Here is a 15,827-nt window from a genome sequence, read left to right as displayed (position 1 = left end):
GTGAGCCCGTACGAGATCGCGTACGGGCCGGCGCACAGATCACGTACGAGACCCACCTCACCGAGAGCGCCGGGCCCCCGCCCACTAAGCTGGGGTCCGGCCCGTTCCGCCTTCACCGCTCACCGAGGAGCATCAAGTGATCGTCTTCTTCGAAACTCTGCTGGCGCTCGTCTGTGTCGCGGTCCTCGCCTTCGCGGGTCTGACCGTGAAGAAGCTGTACCAGGGCCAGCGCTAAACAACCGAACGAGAACAGATCGCCTGAGCTGCTCATGATCCAGATCCCGTCCGACCTCAATCCCGGGCTCGTCCCCCTCGCGTTCCTGCTGGGCACGTGGGAAGGCGCCGGCGTGTCCGACTTCCCCGGCGCCGAGAAGTGCAACTTCGGCCAGTCCGTGACGTTCAGCCACGACGGCCGCGACTTCATCGAGTACCACTCGCACTCGTGGGTCCTGGACGCCGACGGCAACAAGGTCCGCCCGCTGGAGAGCGAGAGCGGCTACTGGCGCATCGACAAGGACCGCAAGGTCGAGATCGTCATGGTCCGCGACCAGGGCGTCGTCGAGGTCTGGTACGGCGAGCTCGCCGACCAGAAGCCGCAGATCGACATCGCGACCGACGCCGTCGCGCGCACCGGGGCCTCCGGCCCGTACAGCGGTGGCAAGCGCCTCTACGGCTACGTCAAGAGCGACCTCATGTGGGTCGGCGAGAAGGCCACCCCCGAGGTCCCGCTGCGCCCCTACATGTCGGCGCACCTGAAGAAGGTCGTCACCCCGGAGGAGGTCGCCGAGATGGCGCGCAACCTCCCCGACATGCCGGACGACGGCATCGCCTTCTTCAAGTAGGCAACCGCGCTTCCGAGGGCCCGTCGGCCGCCGCCGACGGGCCCTCGGGCGGTCCAGCGAGAGGTCGCCGAACCGGCTGCGCACACCGGCCCGACCGTTGGCATCGACCGGGGCATCGCCAAGCCCCTCGCCCTGTCCGACGGCACCTTCCGCGAACACGGCCCCTGGCTCACCAAAGGCGAGACCAAGCGGCTCCGTCGACTGGAGAAGACCAGGGAGCGAAAGCGCCGGGCTCGTAAGTCCGGCGACGTCGACTCACGCCGCCTGGCGCGCACGTACGGCCAGATCGCCCAGCTCCGCGCGACAGCCAAGCGCCGATTGGTCGACTGGCAGCACAAGACCACCACCTAGATCGCCGAGAAGTTCTCGCGCATCGGGGTGGAGGACCTGGCCGTCACACGCATGGTCAAGTCCGCCGGGGGAACCGTGGAAGCACCTGGCAGCAACGTCCGCCAGAAGGCCGGGATCAATCGGGCGATCGCCGGTGAGGCATGGGGCAGGACGGTGGCGATGCTGGAGTACAAGGCGGCGGAGCGCGGTGGCGTCGTGGTCAAGGTCCCCGCCCCGAACACCTCCCGCCGCTGCTCTGCCTGCGGCTGCATCACGCCGGGCAGCCGGGAGACCCAGGCCCGCTTCGTCTGCAAGAACCCCGGGTGCGGCTTCGAGGCCCACGCGGACACCAATGCGGGGCGCAACATCGATCACGCCGCCGGGCAGGCGGTGTCAGGACGTGGAGACCTCGGGGGCACCCGGTCTGCGAAGCGTCAACCACCCACCGGGTCGCACGCGGCCTGAGTCGGGAGTCCGCTCCCTGTGCGGGGCGGAGGATGTCAAACTGGGGGGCGTGGTGAGCACCGACTGGAAGAGCGACCTGCGGCAGCGCGGCTACCGGCTGACGCCCCAGCGTCAGCTTGTCCTGGAGGCCGTCGACGCGCTGGAGCACGCGACTCCGGACGACATCCTCGTCGAGGTCCGCAAGACCGCCTCCGGCGTCAACATCTCGACCGTCTACCGGACCCTGGAGCTCCTTGAGGAGCTCGGTCTGGTCAGCCATGCCCATCTGGGGCACGGGGCGCCGACCTACCACCTGGCCGACCGGCACCACCATCTGCACCTGGTCTGCCGGGACTGCTCGGAGGTCATCGAGGCGGACGTGGAGGTCGCGGCCGACTTCACCGGCAAGCTCCGCGAGACCTTCGGCTTCGAGACGGACATGAAGCACTTCGCGATCTTCGGCCAGTGCGGGGACTGCGCACGAAAGCACGCCGCCGCGGAGTCGTAGGCTTTCATCCATGCAGCGACATTCAAAGCTCAGCCCACTGCTGTCCCTGCCCGGCGCCGTCCCCGCCGAAGGCCGTGACGAAGGAGTCGCCGCCCACTACGGCGACCTGTTCCGCGAGCAGCGGACCCTTGCCGACGGCACCGGTTTCGTCGACCTGTCGCACCGCGGTGTCGTCGCCGTCACCGGCGCCGACCGGCTGAGCTGGCTGCACCTGCTGCTCACCCAGCACGTCAGCGCCCTCCCCGTCGGCCAGGCCACGGACGCGCTGATCCTCTCCGCGAACGGACACATCGAGCACGCCCTGTACCTCGTCGACGACGGCGAGACGGTGTGGGCGCACGTCGAGCCGGGCACCCAGGCCGAGCTCATCGCGTACCTGGAGTCGATGAAGTTCTTCTACCGGGTCGACGTCGCCGACCGCACCGACGACTTCGCCGTGGTCCACCTGCCGGCCGGCTCCATCGCCGCCGCGCCCGAGGGCGTGGTCGTACGGGAGACGGCGCACGGCCGCGACCTGTTCCTGCCGCGCGCGGACCTGGAGTCCTTCGCCGCCTCGCACGGGCCGGCCGCCGGCATCCTCGCGTACGAGGCGCTGCGCGTCGAGCAGCACCGGCCGCGGCTCGGCTTCGAGACCGACCACCGGACCATCCCGCACGAGATCGGCGTCATCGGCAGCGCCGTCCACCTCCAGAAGGGCTGCTACCGCGGCCAGGAGACGGTCGCCCGCGTCCACAACCTGGGCAAGCCGCCGCGCCGCCTGGTCTTCCTGCACCTGGACGGCAGCGAGGTGCACCTGCCGGCGCACGGCGACCCGGTCCGGCTCGCCGCCGACGGGGCGGAGGGCCGCCAGCTGGGCTTCGTCACGACCGCGGTGCGCCATCACGAGCTGGGCCCGATCGCCCTCGCGCTGGTGAAGCGGAACGTGCCGGTGGACGCCGAGCTGATCGCGGGCACGACGGCGGCCGCGCAGGAGACGATCGTCGAGCCGTAGGCATACGCCTGGGCCGTAGCGGTTGAGCCGTACCGCCTGGGCCGTATCGCTTGAGCCGTAGCGGTTGAGCCGTACCGCCGAGCCGTGAACCGGCTGTCAGATGTCCAGTAGCACCGTGAACGGGCCGTGATTCGTGAGCGAGACGCGCATGTCCGCTCCGAACCGGCCCGTCTCCACGTGCGCGCCGAGCGCCCGCAGCTGTGCGACCACCTCGTCGACCAGCGGTTCGGCGACCGGGCCGGGCGCGGCGGCATTCCAGGTGGGGCGGCGGCCCTTGCGGGCGTCTCCGTAGAGGGTGAACTGGGAGATGACGAGCAGCGGCGCGTTCACGTCGGAGCAGGACTTCTCGCCCTCCAGCACCCGGACGGACCAGAGCTTTCTGGCCAATTGTGCGGCCTTCTCCGGCGTGTCGTCGTGGGTCACCCCGACCAGCACGCACAGCCCTTCGCCGACGATCTCGCCGACGGTCTCCCCTGCGACGACGACGCTCGCGCCGTCGACCCTCTGCACCACTGCTCGCATACGGACCAACCTACAGACTGATACGGGCAGGGCCGAACGGGTGCAGACCGCCTGCGTCGGCCGGGGCGCGAGTGGCACCATGCCTCTCAGGCGGTGCGGCCGACCGCACCGGTCGAGGGGACGATTCTCATGAGTACACCTGGCACCGGGCACACGCCGTCCGGTCCCGTACGCCTGACCCGCGGTTCCGGCGGTTCCGTCGACGGATCCGTCGGGCGCCCGCCCGTGCAGCGGACCGCCGAGCCCGACCTGCCGGAGCGGCCGCAGCCCGAGCTCGGCGCGCTGCGGCTGCCCGAGCTGCGGACGCTGCGCCGCGAGGCGCAGAGCGACGAGGCCGATCTGAGCTACGTACGGCGGATGCTCCAGGGCCGGATCGACATCCTGCGCGCCGAGCTGGCGCGCCGCACCGACCCGGCGTCCGCGGACCCCGGGGCGCGGGCGGGTGCGGCGGGTGCGGAGACGCCGCTGCTCGACCGGCTGTCGGAGATCCTCGCGGACGCCCCGTCGCGGCACCGTACGTCGGTGCGGCACGTGACGCTGTCGACGCCGCGCGGCGAGGAGTACCGGCGGCTCGCGGCCGAGATGCTGTCGGAGGTCGAGCTGTCGGACCTGACGGCCCGTACGGACGAGGAGCTGCACACGGCGATGGCGCGGCTCGCGGGGTACGAGCAGCAGGTCTCCCGGCGCCGGCACCAGCTCCAGCGGACGGCGGACGACTGCAGCGCGGAGATCGCCCGCCGCTACCGGGAGGGCGAGGCGCAGGTCGACGACCTGCTGGCGTGAACTCCCCGGGCCTGCGGGAACGTGAACTCCCCGGGCATGGCGGAGCTCCCCGGGCCTGCCGGGGCTCCCCGCGCCTGCGCGAACGGGGCTCCCCGTGGCTGCGGGAGCGGAGCTCCCCGGGCCTGCCGGACCGTGAGCTCCCCGTGCCCGCGGGAAACTCGCGTGCGCCCGGCTTCGCCGCCCGCATAGCCTCGAAGGATGAGCCTTGAGGTGCGCGCGATCGACGAGTCCGAGTTCCGCGACTGGCTGCTGACCAAGCGGCTCGGTTTCCTCAACCCTCCGGTGGTCAAGGACGAGGAGGTCGCCGACCGGCTGCCGCACACGGACCTGACCCGTGCCTACGGCGCCTTCGACCGCGGCCGGATCGTCGCCACCTTCCACTCCTTCGCCCAGAAGCTGTCCACGGTCGGCGGCGCGGACCTCGCCGCCAGCGCGGTCAGCGGGGTCACCGTCTCCGCGACCCACCGCAGGCGCGGCCTGCTCAGCCGGATGATGGCGGGCGACCTGGCGCGGGCGAAGGAACGCGGCGACGCGTGCGCGACGCTGATCGCGGCCGAGTACCCGATATACGGGCGGTTCGGCTTCGGCGTCGCGAGCTGGGCCACCGAGTGGCTCGTCGACGTGACCCGCTCCGGACTGGACGGCCGCTGGTCCGGGCCGGGGGAGGCGGACGGCGGCGGGCGCATCGACTTCTCCGACGGCGCCGAGATCCGCAAGGAGGGCCCGGCGCTGCACCGGCGCTTCGCCGCGCAGCGCGCCGGGGTCACCGACCGCACGGCGCGCGGCTGGGACATCGGCACCGGGAACTCGTACCACTTCGAGCCGTGGACCGAGCCGTTCTACGCCGTCTACCGGTCCGCCGCCGGCGAGATCGAGGGCTATGTCGCGTACACCGTCGACGACAAGTGGAGCGACCAGAAGCAGCCGGTCAACACGGCGAGCGTGCGCGACCTGGTGGCCGTCACGCCCGCCGCGGAGCGCGCGCTGTGGCGGTTCGTCTGCTCGGTCGACTGGATCACCCGGGTCCGCACCGGCTACCGCGCCCCCGACGACGTCCTGCCGCTGCTGCTGCCCGACCCGCGCGCCGCGCAGGTCGTCACCCACGCGGACATGCTGTGGCTGCGGATCCTGGACGTGCCGAAGGTTCTCGAACCGCGGACGTACGCGACCGAGGGCAGCCTCGTCCTGGACGTGCGGGACGCGGCCGGCCTCGCGGGCGGGCGCTACCGGCTCGACGCGTCCCCGGAGGGCGGCTCGTGCACGCCGACGACGGCGGCGCCCGATCTGGTCCTGGACGTGGCCGAGTTGGCGACGCTGGTGCTCGGCGACGAGTCGGCGGTACGGCTCGGGGCGCTCGGCCGGGTGGAGGAGGCCGCGGCCGGGGCGGCGGCGCGGGCGGACCTGCTGCTGCGGACCTCGCGGCGGCCGTGGAGTATGGACATCTTCTGATCGAGAGCGCGTGGAGGATGCCGTGAGCGGGCTGCGGGAGCTGAAGAAGGAGCGGACGCGGCGGACGCTGTCGGACACCGCGGTCGAGCTGTTCCTGGAGCGGGGCTTCGACGCGGTGTCGGTCGCGGAGATCGCGGCGGCGGCGGAGGTGTCGAAGCCGACGCTGTTCCGCTACTTCCCGGCCAAGGAGGACCTGGCGCTCTACCGGTTCGCCGACCACGAGGACGAGCCGGCCCGGGTGGTGGCCGCCGCGCGTGCGGCGGGCGTGCCGCCGCTCGACGCGTTGCGCGACCACGTGCTCGCGGGGCTGGAGCGGCGCGACCCGGTGACGGGCCTGAACGGCGATCCGCGCGTGCTCGCCTTCCTGCGCCTGCTGTACGGCACGCCTGCGCTGGTCGCCCGGATGTCCGCGTACCAGGGCCGCTCGGAGGAGGCGCTCGCGGCGGCGCTCGGGGGCCCGGCGCTCAGGGGCCCGGCGGGCGAGGCCCAGGCGGGCGGGGAGCCGGCGGGCGGGGAATCCGAGGGTGGCGACGACCCGCTGGCGGCGCGGCTCGCGGCGGCGCAGATCGTGGCGGTGCTGCGGGTCCTGGCGCACGAGAACGTGCGGCGGGTGGAGGCGGGGGAGCGGGTGGAAGAGGTGCTGCCGGGGGCGGTGGCGGCGACGGAGCTGGCGTTCCGGCGACTGGCGGAGGGCCTCCCGTACTGAGCCGGATGGGGCGGGGGTGGCCGAGAAGCCAATCGAAAAATCACCGGGTAAAAAACGTTACCGAGTAATGCTTTGCGGGTAGTCTGGAGGTATGAAGCTCCTCCGGCATGACCTCGACCTCGAACGCGACCATCACGACGCCTGCCGCGCCGCCCTCGTCCGTATGACCGAGGGCGTCGAGGAGCAGGTCGTCATAGGCGAGGACACCGCCGCGTCCGGCGCCGACGCCGAAGCCCTCGGCCGCCACCTGCGCAGCCGCGCCAAGGTGTTCCGCGAGATGCCGCCGGGCCCGCTCTTCTTCGGCCGGCTCGACCGGGAGGACGGGCAGGTCCACCACATAGGGCGGCGCCGGATCGCCGAGCATCCGGCCGCGCCGCCGCTCGTCGTGGACTGGCGAGCGCCGGTCTCCCGCGCGTACTACCAGGCGGGGCCGCAGGACCCGTTGGGCGTGGTGCGGCGGCGCCGGTTCGGCTGGGCGCCGGGCAGCCTGGGCGCGTCGGAGGATCTGACCGCCCTGGAGGACGAGCACCTGGCGGCGGGGCAGCCGGGCCAGGGATCGACGGGGCGGGACCCGGGGTCGGGCCCCGGGCCGGACTCGGGGCGCGGGCCGGTGGGACCCGGGCCGGTGGGGCCCGGCACGATCCTGGCCGGGGAGATCGAGCGCCCTCGCGTCGGTCCCATGCGGGACATCGCCGCGACCCTCCAGCCCGAGCAGGACGATCTCGTACGGGCCGGGCCCGCCGAGTCGATCTGCGTGCAGGGCGCGCCGGGCACCGGCAAGACCGCCGTCGGCCTGCACCGCGCCGCCTTTCTCCTCTACACCCACCCGCAGCGGCTCCAGCGCTCCGGACTCCTCGTCCTCGGCCCGAACCGCACCTTCCTCTCCTACATCTCCGAGGTGCTGCCCGCGCTCGGCGAGACCGGTGTGCGCCAGTCCACGGTGCACGAGGAGATCGCCCGGCACGAGGTGCGGGCGGAGGACGGCGAGGCCGCGGCCCGGGTCAAGCACGACGCGCGGATGGCGGAGGTGCTGTGCCGGGCGCTGTACGCGCGGGTGGACCCGGCGCCGGCCGAGGACCTGGCCGTGCCGGACGGCTCGTACCAGTGGCGGGTGCCGGCCCACGAGTTGGCCGAGATCGTCGCGGCGGTACGGGAGGAGGCCCCGCCCTATGCGACCGGCCGCGAGCGGGTCCGGGCCCGGATCGTGCGGGCGCTGCAACTGCGGGCGGAGCGGCGGGCCGGGGTACTCGGCGCCGCCTGGGTGCGCAGGATCGAGCGGGCCCGGCCGGTGTCGGCGTGCGTGGACGCCTGCTGGCCCAAGGCCACCCCGGAGGAGGTGCTCGCCGAGGTGCTGACGGAGCCGCGGGATCCGCTGCTCGCCGAGTGGGAGCGGGAGGCGATCCGCTGGGCGAAGCCCCCGCGCTCGTACCGCAGTGCCCGCTGGAGCGCCGCCGACGTCGTCCTGCTCGACGAACTCGCCGGGCTTGTCGAGCGCCCCGAGGGGTACGGGCATGTCGTCGTCGACGAGGCCCAGGACCTGTCGCCCATGGAGTGCCGGGCCATCGCCCGGCGCGCCGGTTTCGGCTCGCTCACCATCCTCGGCGACCTCGCGCAGGGCACCACGCCGTGGGCCGCCCGCGACTGGCGCGAGCAACTGCAGCACCTGGGCAAGCCCGACGCCGCTCTGGTGCCGCTGAACACCGGCTACCGCGTCCCGGCCGCCGTCGTCGAGCTCGCCAACCGGCTCCTTCCGGAGCTGGGCGCGGGCGTGCCGGCGGGGCGTTCGCTGCGGGCCGGCGGGGCGGTGACCATACGTCAGGCCGAGGACCTCATGGACGGCGTGGTTCAGGCGGTACGGGAGGCGCTGGAGGAGGAGGGCTCGGTGGGCGTGATCGCGGCGGACGAGGCGGTGGCCGGACTGGCGGCCCATGACTTCGGCGAGCGGGTCGCGGTCGTCCCGGCGTCCCTCGCCAAGGGCCTGGAGTACGACCACGTGGTGGTCGTCGAGCCCGCGGCGATCGTCGCGGCCGAACCGCGCGGGCTGCATCGGCTGTATGTGGTGCTCACGCGCGCGGTGTCGCGGCTCGACGTGGTGCACCGTGAGCCGTTGCCGGCGGCGCTGGGGCGGGCGGGCCGTATATCCGGGTGAGTTCGGCGCCGATCCGGGCGAGGGCGGCACGGGCCTCGGGCGGGTCGGTGAGCTCGATGCGGGCGCCGAGCCCGGCGGCCTGGGCGGCGACGACCTCGGGGGAGGGCCCGTCGATCTCGACGGCGTACCAGCCGGCCCGGCCCGGCGCTGCGCGGCCCGGCGCGCCCGGTTCCCGTTCCGGCGCCCCGTACCGTATCCGCCCGCCGAACAGCCCCTCCAGGAGTCCTTCCGTGCCGGGCGCGGCCCGGCCCCGGACGGTGGCGGCCACCATCCGGTCCTCCATGCGCGCGGCGAGGGCGCGCCAGGTGGTGGCGAGGTCGAAGTCCGCGGGCCGGGCGACGGGTTCGGTGGTCGTGGTGACGGAGGTGACGCGGCTGATCCGGTAGGTGCGGAGCTCGTCGTGCGTGCGGGCGCCGGTCCCGGCCACCAGATACGGCACTCCGGCCTTGGCGGCGATGCCGAGCGGGTGGACGAGCCGGCTGCTCGGCTCGCGGCCGGGGCGGGCGTAGCCGATGTGGACCTGGACGCCGTCGACGACGGCCTGGCGGAGTGCGTGGAGGTGGGGCGGTTCGGTTCCGGTGCCGGTCCAGTCGTTGGTGTCGGTGACCGCGGCCTGTGCGGCGGCCTCGGCGCCGGGGCGGAGCGGTGCGGGCAGGGCGCGGACGAGTTTGCGCAGTGTGGTGGTGTCGGCGCCGGGCCCGGCGAGGAGGAACAGCTCGCGGATCTCGGGGGCGGTGAGGCCGGTCAGGTCGGTGCGTGCGCCGCCGACCAGACGCCAGCCGCCGCCCTTGCCCGCCGTCGAGTAGACGGGGATTCCGGCGGCGGCCAGGGCTTCGAGGTCGCGGCGGGCGGTGCGCTCGGACACCTCCAGCTCGGCGGCGAGTTCGGCCGCGGTGACGGGGCTGTCGTGCCGGCCCCGGGTCTGGAGGAAGAGCAGGGCGGCGACGAGTCGGTCGGCTCTCACCCGGCCATTGTCAGCGCTTGCGGGGTGGCCGGTGCGGCCGGTGCGGGCTTCTCGGTGCGCAGGAGGAGGAAGGCGACGGTGAAGGCGGCGACGAGCAGTGCGGCGCCGACGGCGAAGGCGAGGTGGTAGCCGGAGGTGAGCGCCTCGGCGACGGGCCGGCCGGCGGCGGTGAGGGTCTCGGTGCGGGCGTTGGCCAGGGTGGAGAGGACGGCGACGCCGACGGCCATGCCGATCTGCTGGGTCGTGTTGAACAGGCCCGAGGCGAGGCCGGCGTCCTCCTCGCTCGCCCCGGACATGCCGAGCCCGGTGAGCGCGGGCAGCGCGAGCCCGAAGCCGGCGGCGAGCAGCATCACCGGGAGCAGGTCCACGGCGTACGAGGCGTGGACGGGTGCGCGGGTCAGCAGGCCGAGGACGCCGAAGAGCAGGACGAGGCCGGTGAGGAGGACGTTCCGCTCGCCGAAGCGGGTGATGAGGCGGGCGGCGAGGCCGAGCGAGACGGCGCCGATGACGGCGGCGGCGGGCAGCATCGCGAGCCCGGTCCCGGCGGCGCCGTAGCCCTGGACCTTCTGGAGGTAGAGGGCGACGAGGATCTGGAAGGAGAAGAGGGCGGCGACCATCAGCATCTGCACGAGGTTGGCGCCGGCGACGGCGCGGGAGCGCAGGATCCGCAGCGGCATCAGGGGCTGGGCGGCGGTGGCCTGGCGGACGAGGAAGCCGGCGAGGAGGACGAGCGCGAGGGCGCCGAGTCCGAGGGTGTGGGCCGAAGTGACCCCGTACTCCTCGATCTTGACGACGGCGTAGATGCCGGTGGTCAGGCCGGAGGTGACGAGCAGCGCGCCGATGACGTCGGCGGAGCCCCGCGTGGTCCCGGTGGGGTCCTTGGGGAGGGCGGGGAGCGCGAGGAGGAGGGCGGCGGCGCCGATGGGGAGGTTGATGAAGAAGATCCAGTTCCAGGCGAGGGCGTCGGTGAGGAGCCCGCCGGCGACCTGCCCGATGGACGCGCCGGCGGCGCCGGTGAAGCCGAACACGGCGAAGGCGCGGGCGCGTTCGCGGGGTTCGGTGAAGAGCGTGACGAGGATGCCGAGGCTGACGGCGGAGGCCATCGCGCTGCCGACGCCCTGGAGGAAGCGGGCGGCGACGAGGACGGCGGGGGTGGCGGCCGCGCCGGCGAGGACGGAGGCGGCGGTGAAGAGTCCGGTGCCGGCGAGGAACATCCGCTTGCGCCCGATCAGGTCGCCGAGGCGGCCGGCGAGGAGGAGCAGGGCGCCGAAGGCGATGAGGTAGGCGTTGACGACCCAGCTGAGGCCGCCGGGCGTGAAGCCGAGGTCGGCCTGGATGGCGGGCATGGCGACGGTGACGATGCTGCCGTCGAGGACGGTCATGAGGAGGGAGGTGGCGAGGACGGCGAGGGCGGTCCACCGGGAGGTGCGCATGGCGGGGTCTCCTGTCGGATGTGGCGACAGGAAGAACGCTAACAGATAGTTTTGTTGTAGACCATCTATCTCGGAACGAGGTTGGTCCTCAGCTCTTCTGGCGCGCCCGCCGAGCGGTGCGCGGCCCCTCGACGGCGGTCTCCAGATGCCCCGTGACCAGCCGGTTCAGCGCCCGCACCAACACCTCCCGCTCCTCCTCCGGCAGCGCCCCGAGCGCGGCCTGGTGCACCTCGTCCACGATCCGCTGACTCCGCGCCGCGACCTTCGCCCCCTCCTCGGTCACCGCGATGATCCGCGCCCGCCGATCCGCACTCGACGCCCGCCGCTCCGCGAGCCCCGCCTTCTCCAGCGCGTCCACGGTCACGACCATCGTCGTCTTGTCCATGTCCCCGATCTCCGCGAGCTGCGCCTGCGTCCGCTCCTCCTCCAGCGCGTGCACCAGCACACAGTGCATACGCGCCGTCAGCCCGATCTCGGCGAGCCGGGCCGCCATCTGGCTGCGCAGGACATGACTGGAGTGGTCGAGGAGGTAGGAGAGGTCGGGCTCGGTACGGGCGGGCGCCATGGCAGTCATACGGCCAGGGTAACGAGAACCGTTTCGTCACGGATTATCGACGAGCGTACGAGTGACCCGACGTGCCAGGCTGACCCCATGCGGCCCTCGGTCCTGCTCTTCCTCGACGTGGACGGCCCCCTGATCCCCTTCGGCGCCCCCACCCCGTATCCCTCCTACGCCCCCGTCCCGCCCCAGGACACCCACCCCCTGCTCCAGCGCCTCGACCCGGCTCACGGCCCGCGCCTCGGCGCACTCGGCTGCGAGCTCGTCTGGGCGACCACCTGGGGCCCCGACGCCAACGAGCTGCTCGCGCCGCGGCTCGGGCTGCGGCCGCTGCCCGTGGTCGACTGGCCGGACGACGACCTCACCGACGTGGCCGCGGGGCTGCACTGGAAGACCCGCGCTCTCTCAGCCTGGGCGGGCGGCCGTGCGTACGTCTGGCTCGACGACGAGATCACCGCCCCCGACCGCGCCTGGACGGCCGCCCACCACCCGGCGCCGGCTCTGCTGCACCGGGTGGATCCGCGTACGGGCCTCGGCGAGGCGGACTACGCGGCCGTCGCGGGCTGGGTGGCCGGCCTCGGGGGCGGGGGTGCGGTCAGGAGCGGGGCTGGTTGAAGCGGAGCATGTTGCCCGCGGGGTCGCGGAAGGCGCAGTCGCGGACGCCGTAGGGCTGGTCCATGGGCTCCTGGAGGACCTCGCCGCCCGCCGCGCGGATGCGTTCGAAGGCGGCGTCGACGTCGTCGGTGCGGAAGATGACGCCGCGCAGCATGCCCTTGGCGAGGAGTTCGGCGGCGGCCTGGCGGTCGGCGGCCGGGGCGTTGGGGTCGGCGAGCGGGGGTTCGAGGACGATCTCGACGTCCGGCTGGGTCGGCGAGCCGACGGTGACCCAGCGCATGCCCTCGAAGGAGACGTCGTTGCGGACCTCGAGGCCGAGGGCGTCGCGGTAGAAGGCGAGCGCCTTGTCGTGGTCGTCGACGGCGATGAAGCACTGGGACAGGTTGATGGTGGTGGCGTTCGTGTTCATGGAACCGACGTTAGGAGCCCGCCGGGCTTTCCGCTTCTCCGTTCCTGACCGGTTCCGCACGGGAGCCGGAGCCGGAGCCGGGGACGGGCTGTCGCGGCGCCCTGGTCGGGCGTGTCAGGAACTTCGCCACGCACGCCGGGATCGGCTCGCCCGCCTCGTGGTTCCGCGCCCGGTACGCGCTCGGGCTCTCCCCGACCAGCTCCGCGAAACGCGTGCTGAACGACCCGAGCGACGTACACCCGACCGCGAAGCACACCTCCGTCACGCTCAGGTCGCCGCGCCGCAGCAGCGCCTTCGCCCGCTCGACCCGCCGGGTCATGAGGTAGCTGTACGGCGTCTCCCCGTACGCGGCCCGGAAGCTCCGCTGGAAGTGCCCGGCCGACATCAGCGCGGCCCGCGCAAGGGCCGGCACGTCGAGCGGCTCCGCGTAGTCGCGGTCGATCATGTCCCGCGCGCGGCGCAGTCTCACCAGGTCGTCGAGCGTCGGCGTCACGGTCCCAGCCTGCCACGACCGACCCGGGTCGGTCAGGAATCGAGAAGCACCGGCCGCCCGCCCCGCCTAGCCTGGCTGGGCGAGCCACCACCGAGGAGACACGATGAGCAAGCCGCCGACGAGCAAGCCGTCGCACGCCGCCGACAGCCACGACATGATCCGCGTGCACGGCGCGCGCGAGAACAACCTCAAGGACGTCAGCATCGAGCTGCCGAAGCGCCGGCTCACCGTCTTCACCGGCGTCTCCGGCTCCGGCAAGAGCTCCCTCGTCTTCGACACGATCGCCGCCGAGTCGCAGCGGCTGATCAACGAGACGTACAGCGCCTTCGTCCAGGGCTTCATGCCCTCCCTCGGCCGCCCCGACGTCGACGTCCTCGACGGTCTGACCACCGCGATCACCGTCGACCAGCAGCGGATGGGCGGTGACCCGCGCTCCACCGTCGGCACCGCCACCGACGCCAATGCCATGCTCCGGATCCTCTTCAGCCGCCTCGGCACGCCGCACATCGGCGGCCCGAAGGCGTTCTCCTTCAACATCGCCTCCGTCAGCGGCGCCGGCGCCGTCTCCGTGGAGAAGGGCGGCCGGACGGTCAAGGAGCGGCGCAGCTTCAGCATCACCGGCGGCATGTGCCCGCGCTGCGAGGGCCGCGGCGCGGTCTCCGACATCGACCTCACGGCGCTGTACGACGACACGAAGTCGCTCGCCGAGGGCGCGCTGACGATCCCCGGCTACAGCATGGACGGCTGGTTCGGCCGGATCTTCGCCGGCAGCGGCTTCTTCGACATGGACAAGCCGATCCGCCGCTACACCAAGCGCGAGCTGAACGACCTCCTGCACCGCGAGCCGACCAAGATCAAGGTCGAGGGCATCAACCTCACCTACGAGGGCCTGATCCCCAAGCTCCAGAAGTCCGTGCTGTCGAAGGACGTCGACTCCCTCCAGCCGCACGTCCGCGCCTTCGTCGAGCGCGCGGTCACCTTCGCCGTCTGCCCCGACTGCGACGGCACCCGCCTCAACGAGGGCGCCCGTTCGTCGAAGATCGGCGGGAAGAGCATCGCCGACGTGTGCGCGATGCAGATCAGCGACCTCGCGGAGTGGGTGCGCGGTGTCGAGGACCCGTCGGTGGCGCCGCTGCTCGCGACGCTCCAGCAGACCCTCGACTCGTTCGTGGAGATCGGCCTCGGCTATCTCGCGCTCGACCGTCCCTCCGGCACGCTCTCGGGCGGCGAGGCGCAGCGCGTGAAGATGATCCGGCACCTCGGGTCGTCGCTCACGGACGTCACGTACGTCTTCGACGAGCCGACCACCGGACTGCACCCGCACGACATCCAGCGCATGAACGGCCTGCTGCTGCGGCTGCGCGACAAGGGCAACACGGTCCTCGTCGTCGAGCACAAGCCGGAGACCATCGCGATCGCCGACCATGTCGTGGACCTCGGGCCCGGCGCGGGTACGGCGGGCGGCAGCGTCTGCTTCGAGGGGACCGTCGACGCGCTGCGGGCCAGTGACACGGTCACGGGCCGGCACTTCGGCGACCGGGCGGCGATCAAGGACTCCGTACGGAAGCCGACCGGCGTCCTCGAAGTGCGCGGCGCGAGCGCGAACAACCTGCGCGACGTCGACGTCGACATCCCGCTCGGCGTCCTCACCGTCGTCACCGGTGTCGCCGGTTCCGGCAAGAGCTCGCTGGTGCACGGCTCACTGTGCCGGCAGCCGCAGGCGGCGGGCGCGGGCGTGGTGTCGGTCGACCAGGGCGCGATCCGCGGCTCGCGGCGCTCCAACCCGGCGACGTACACCGGGCTCCTCGACCCGATCCGCAAGGCGTTCGCCAAGGCCAACGGCGTGAAGCCCGCGCTGTTCAGCGCCAATTCGGAGGGCGCCTGCCCGACCTGCAACGGCGCCGGGGTCGTCTACACGGACCTGGCGATGATGGCCGGGGTGTCCACGGTGTGCGAGGAGTGCGAGGGGAGGCGCTTCCAGGCCTCGGTCCTCGAATACCGCTTCGGCGGCCGGAACATCGCCGAGGTCCTCGCCATGTCCGTCGAGGAGGCCGAGGCGTTCTTCGGCGCCGGCGAAGCCCGCACCCCGGCCGCCCACCGCATCCTGGAGCGCCTCGCCGACGTCGGCCTCGGCTACCTCAGCCTCGGCCAGCCGCTCACCACCCTCTCCGGCGGCGAGCGCCAGCGGCTCAAGCTGGCCACCCACATGGGCGACAAGGGCGGCGTCTACGTCCTCGACGAGCCCACCGCCGGCCTCCACCTCGCCGACGTCGAACAGCTCCTCGGCCTCCTCGACCGCCTCGTCGACTCCGGCAAGTCCGTCATCGTCGTCGAACACCACCAGGCCGTCATGGCCCACGCCGACTGGATCATCGACCTCGGCCCCGGCGCCGGCCACGACGGCGGCCGCATCGTCTTCGAGGGCACTCCGGCGGACCTGGTCGCGGCCCGCTCGACGCTGACGGGGGAGCACCTGGCGGAGTACGTCGGGGCCTGACGGCGGGGGCGCGCGGCGGGACATGGTGATGTACGGGCGGCTGCGCGGGGACGCGGCTGGCGGGGCGGGGGTTGAGGCGACCGCGTAACAGAACTATTGCAAGCGCCTGCTTGCAATAGTTAGCGGCAGCTGG

General features: G+C 72.9%; 16 protein-coding genes. 10 read left to right on the top strand and 6 right to left on the bottom strand.

The features are described 5' to 3' along the window. Positions 1–269: 269 nt before the first annotated feature. The 4 genes from ACIRSU_RS32625 to ACIRSU_RS32610 all read left to right on the top strand — a co-directional run bounded on the left by ACIRSU_RS32625 (position 270) and on the right by ACIRSU_RS32610 (position 3,115). Positions 270–842 carry an FABP family protein gene (locus ACIRSU_RS32625; RefSeq protein ID WP_403799938.1) on the top strand — a complete coding sequence of 191 codons (573 nt, stop codon included), beginning with the start codon at positions 270–272 and terminating at the stop codon, positions 840–842. A 402-nt stretch (positions 843–1,244) separates the two neighbouring features. After that, on the top strand, positions 1,245–1,637 hold the full coding sequence (locus tag ACIRSU_RS32620) for a zinc ribbon domain-containing protein (protein ID WP_403799935.1): 393 nt from the start codon (positions 1,245–1,247) through the stop codon (positions 1,635–1,637). A 49-nt stretch (positions 1,638–1,686) separates the two neighbouring features. Then, positions 1,687–2,124 carry a Fur family transcriptional regulator gene (locus ACIRSU_RS32615; protein WP_403799932.1) on the top strand — a complete coding sequence of 146 codons (438 nt, stop codon included), beginning with the start codon at positions 1,687–1,689 and terminating at the stop codon, positions 2,122–2,124. 10 nt (positions 2,125–2,134) lie between these two features. Continuing rightward, complete coding sequence (locus ACIRSU_RS32610) at positions 2,135–3,115, top strand: YgfZ/GcvT domain-containing protein (protein WP_403799931.1); 981 nt, start codon at positions 2,135–2,137, stop codon at positions 3,113–3,115. Between the two features lie 96 nt (positions 3,116–3,211). Here the strand turns inward: ACIRSU_RS32610 and dtd are convergent, their stop codons facing one another. Then, entirely contained in the window at positions 3,212–3,637 is a 426-nt protein-coding gene (dtd, locus tag ACIRSU_RS32605; protein ID WP_403799929.1) for a D-aminoacyl-tRNA deacylase, read from the bottom strand. 129 nt (positions 3,638–3,766) lie between these two features. On the opposite strand from dtd, the gene ACIRSU_RS32600 reads away from it, so the two are divergent. From ACIRSU_RS32600 to ACIRSU_RS32585, 4 genes are all read left to right on the top strand, one after another. Next, entirely contained in the window at positions 3,767–4,420 is a 654-nt protein-coding gene (locus ACIRSU_RS32600) for an ABC transporter substrate-binding protein (protein WP_403799927.1), read from the top strand. 198 nt (positions 4,421–4,618) lie between these two features. Further along, positions 4,619–5,869, top strand: a complete 1,251-nt coding sequence (locus ACIRSU_RS32595) for a GNAT family N-acetyltransferase (protein ID WP_403799924.1) — start codon at positions 4,619–4,621, stop codon at positions 5,867–5,869. 22 nt (positions 5,870–5,891) lie between these two features. After that, entirely contained in the window at positions 5,892–6,575 is a 684-nt protein-coding gene (locus ACIRSU_RS32590) for a TetR family transcriptional regulator (RefSeq protein ID WP_403799922.1), read from the top strand. Between the two features lie 91 nt (positions 6,576–6,666). After that, the gene (locus ACIRSU_RS32585) at positions 6,667–8,724 is read left to right on the top strand and encodes a HelD family protein (protein ID WP_403799920.1); all 2,058 of its coding nucleotides are present in this window, start codon (positions 6,667–6,669) and stop codon (positions 8,722–8,724) included. On the opposite strand, the gene ACIRSU_RS32580 is transcribed toward ACIRSU_RS32585, so the two are convergent. From ACIRSU_RS32580 to ACIRSU_RS32570, 3 genes are all read right to left on the bottom strand, one after another. Further along, a complete protein-coding gene (locus ACIRSU_RS32580) occupies positions 8,639–9,688 on the bottom strand; it encodes a helix-turn-helix transcriptional regulator (RefSeq protein WP_403799917.1) in 1,050 nt (349 codons plus the stop codon). The genes ACIRSU_RS32585 and ACIRSU_RS32580 overlap by 86 nt on opposite strands. Next, entirely contained in the window at positions 9,685–11,121 is a 1,437-nt protein-coding gene (locus ACIRSU_RS32575; RefSeq protein ID WP_403799914.1) for an MFS transporter, read from the bottom strand. Before ACIRSU_RS32575 ends, ACIRSU_RS32580 begins: the two co-directional genes overlap by 4 nt. Before the next feature lie 88 nt (positions 11,122–11,209). Further along, positions 11,210–11,695, bottom strand: a complete 486-nt coding sequence (locus tag ACIRSU_RS32570; RefSeq protein WP_403799911.1) for a MarR family winged helix-turn-helix transcriptional regulator — start codon at positions 11,693–11,695, stop codon at positions 11,210–11,212. Positions 11,696–11,773: 78 nt separating this feature from the next. On the opposite strand from ACIRSU_RS32570, the gene ACIRSU_RS32565 reads away from it, so the two are divergent. Beyond that, positions 11,774–12,295: an HAD domain-containing protein gene (locus ACIRSU_RS32565; RefSeq protein WP_403799908.1), complete on the top strand. Its 522-nt coding sequence runs from the start codon at positions 11,774–11,776 to the stop codon at positions 12,293–12,295. Here the strand turns inward: ACIRSU_RS32565 and ACIRSU_RS32560 are convergent. After that, complete coding sequence (locus ACIRSU_RS32560; protein WP_403799905.1) at positions 12,276–12,704, bottom strand: VOC family protein; 429 nt, start codon at positions 12,702–12,704, stop codon at positions 12,276–12,278. The genes ACIRSU_RS32565 and ACIRSU_RS32560 overlap by 20 nt on opposite strands. A 10-nt stretch (positions 12,705–12,714) precedes the next feature. Further along, a complete protein-coding gene (locus ACIRSU_RS32555; protein ID WP_403800106.1) occupies positions 12,715–13,149 on the bottom strand; it encodes a helix-turn-helix transcriptional regulator in 435 nt (144 codons plus the stop codon). Between the two features lie 151 nt (positions 13,150–13,300). Between ACIRSU_RS32555 and ACIRSU_RS32550 the strand changes: the two genes are divergently transcribed. Beyond that, positions 13,301–15,694 carry an ATP-binding cassette domain-containing protein gene (locus ACIRSU_RS32550; protein ID WP_403799903.1) on the top strand — a complete coding sequence of 798 codons (2,394 nt, stop codon included), beginning with the start codon at positions 13,301–13,303 and terminating at the stop codon, positions 15,692–15,694. The last annotated feature ends 133 nt before the right edge of the window (positions 15,695–15,827 follow it).

It is taken from the genome of Streptomyces sp. NPDC101160 (assembly GCF_044768205.1).
Classification (GTDB): domain Bacteria; phylum Actinomycetota; class Actinomycetes; order Streptomycetales; family Streptomycetaceae; genus Streptomyces.
Note: the sequence above shows the minus strand (reverse complement) of the source record. Positions and strands in the feature narration are given on the sequence as shown.